The organism is Microcystis sp. M53598_WE2 (assembly GCF_030067735.1).
GTDB classification, from domain to species: Bacteria; Cyanobacteriota; Cyanobacteriia; order Cyanobacteriales; family Microcystaceae; genus Microcystis; species Microcystis aeruginosa.
In genome coordinates this window covers 1-2,388 of record NZ_JASJFE010000421.1, presented here as the reverse complement: position 1 = coordinate 2,388, position 2,388 = coordinate 1, and the positions used below count along the sequence as shown (strand labels likewise).

Below are 2,388 nucleotides of genomic sequence, written 5' to 3'. Positions count from 1 at the left end.
TAAAAACCTTATTGGGTAAGACTTTTAGACTTTTTGTCAATCAAAAAGTACCAGTTGTGGGAGAGATAGGGGGAAAATTCTGGGACTTTTTCTCTGAAAATTAGGTAATTGACCAGATGAGAATCGGTAAAACCCCACACCCCACACCCCACACCCTACACCCTGTCCCCACGAAAAACTTTTTGCCGCAGACCCTAACTAAGTCAGCAGATTAGGTATCGGCTGCCCCTTCATTTTCCGAAGATTGTCTTTGATCGCTGGAATAACCGCCTCTACCTCCTCTGGTGGTGGTACGATTAGAGGCAGCCCGGAATTGACGAGCGTAGGCGCGGTTGCGTTCCGCTTTTTCTTTTTTCAAATTACGACGTTTAGCCACAAGAATCTCCTTGGGATATTAGATAGACAAGCGGGGAAACGAGCGCTCGCTCCCCCTATTGACATTGACACTCTCCGCCCTAAAAGTGCGGAGATTCTTGGGCTGAATCCTGCCTCCACTAGCAACGCTAATTTTGGTCTTACGGTTTCATGTCTAGTCCGACTACACCGATAAGGCAAGCACTCTTATGGACTACTCCCCAAGCGTAAATTTCTGTGTGTCCCACAGTATTTAATTGTTTTGCGTTCTTACAGTTTGGACTTAATTGAACACCATTGACTGTTAGAAATTTTGAGATGACGGAGTAGGAAGTTTAACCTGCTTCCTCACGTTCTCACGGTTGGCAACCTGGAGCTATTCTCGCACAAAGCCGTCCTAAAAGGACGGGGTTTTCAACCCAAATTTCCGATAACCTAGAATGGTTACGGTCGGGGATTAGTAGCGACGCTCCCGATTGCGATCGCCGCCAGCACCGAAGGAAGATCTGGGTTCTTTTTCACGAGCTTGATTGACTTTTAATTCTCGTCCCATCCATTGAGCGCCGTCAAGAGCGGCAATAGCCTTCGCTTCTTGCTCTGGGGTTTCCATTTCCACGAAAGCGAACCCGCGTTTTCTTTTCGTTTCCCGATCCATGGGGAGGTGAACGCGCTTGATTTCACCATATTCCTTAAAAACCTCAACTACGTCTTCTTGGTCAACCTCGAAGGGGAGATTACCAACATAAATTGACATAAAACCTATCCTTGCACAGATAAAAACAACAGATTTGTAGAGAACCAAGATTTCGGGAACTAGCTGAACCAATACTAAACAGAAACGCTTTGACCATTAATACTGACAACGAGCCGCAGTGCCGACTTTTATTCTCAACCTCCATCCTAGCACATAGCTATTAGCTTTGATCGATTCTGCCTGTCTCGCCACGGGAGCAGATAAACTAGACTAGAATGCTGCCCTATAAAATGCCCTAATTATGAGTTTATCCCCCCATCCGCTCGAAACTGCCCTAAAAACCCTGGAAACTAAGGCCGAGGATTCGATTTCTGGGGTGCTTTCCCCACCTGTTGCCGAGAAACGGCAACAAGAGCCGGACTTCCTCCGGCAGTGCGTAGGATGCTCCCAAGAGGGTATCCTCGCCATACCCTCACATCTGGGTACAGTAATATATAGAACTCTATTCTTAAGGCCAGATGAGTGCTTCCTCCTTCGACTATAGAATGATCGATCCCATTTCTGGGCCGATCGATCCCAAAAAACAAGGGACGTTACGCCATTGGGGAAGTCATCCCTATTTTACCCGGCGCGCTTGGAATGTGGTACAGGAATATATTAAGCGTTTTAGTCAGGTGGGAGATGTGGTTTTAGATCCCTTTGGGGGATCGGGAGTGACTGCGGTAGAGGCTCTAGTTTTAAAGCGAAAGGCGATTTACTCGGATATTAACCCGATGGCTGGTTTTATCTGCCGCAATATCGCTGTTAGTCCCGTTAACATCGATGATTTTCGGTCTGCTTTCGATGACATCGCCAGAAATTGTCAGGAAAAGATTGAGGAAGTTTATCGAATGTCTCCAGAAGAAGCGGCGGATTTAGAGATTCCCTATTGGTATCCGCAAGGGGTTCGTTTACCGAAAAATGCGGACGCAGAATCTGTAGAAAATTTGTTTACCAAACGTCAATTATTTTCCCTTTCTCTAATTCTCAACCAGATTGAATTAATCACCGATCCGATCATTAAAGATTTAATGAGGTTTACTTTCTCGGCAACTCTCAATAAAACCAATTTAACCTTTAGTTCCACGAGAGGAAGAATAGAAAGCCGGGGAAATAGCGGAATTATGCACCGTTATCGCTATTGGATTCCTCCTCAAACTATCGATCTTAATGTCTGGGAACAATTCGAGCAGAAATTTAAGGGTACGGCAAAATTCAAGATCGAAACTAATACAGTAATCGGTGATTTTTATCAAGAAAATTTTTCAATTTTTGATTTCTCAGCGACGGACTTAACTGGC

General features: G+C 45.1%; 3 protein-coding genes. 1 reads left to right on the top strand and 2 read right to left on the bottom strand.

Going from position 1 to position 2,388, the window contains the following annotated elements; genetic code table 11:
* Window positions 1-211 precede the first annotated feature (211 nt).
* Together PX636_RS08930 and rbp are read right to left on the bottom strand one after the other, a co-directional pair.
* Window positions 212-376: an Asl3888 family RNA-binding protein gene (locus PX636_RS08930; RefSeq protein WP_002733784.1), complete on the bottom strand. Its 165-nt coding sequence runs from the start codon at window positions 374-376 to the stop codon at window positions 212-214.
* 435 nt (window positions 377-811) lie between these two features.
* Complete coding sequence (gene rbp, locus PX636_RS08925; RefSeq protein ID WP_002762425.1) at window positions 812-1,108, bottom strand: RNA-binding regulator; 297 nt, start codon at window positions 1,106-1,108, stop codon at window positions 812-814.
* A gap of 458 nt (window positions 1,109-1,566) precedes the next feature.
* Between rbp and PX636_RS08920 the strand changes: the two genes are divergently transcribed.
* Window positions 1,567-2,388, top strand: an 822-nt coding sequence (locus PX636_RS08920; RefSeq protein ID WP_288116797.1) for a DNA methyltransferase, incomplete at its 3' end; no start/stop codon positions are given.

Excerpts from the sequence above, each read along its gene's own strand:
- rbp (WP_002762425.1), bottom strand. The coding sequence starts at position 1,108 with ATGTCAATTTATGTTGGTAATCTCCCCTTCGAGGTTGACCAAGAAGAC.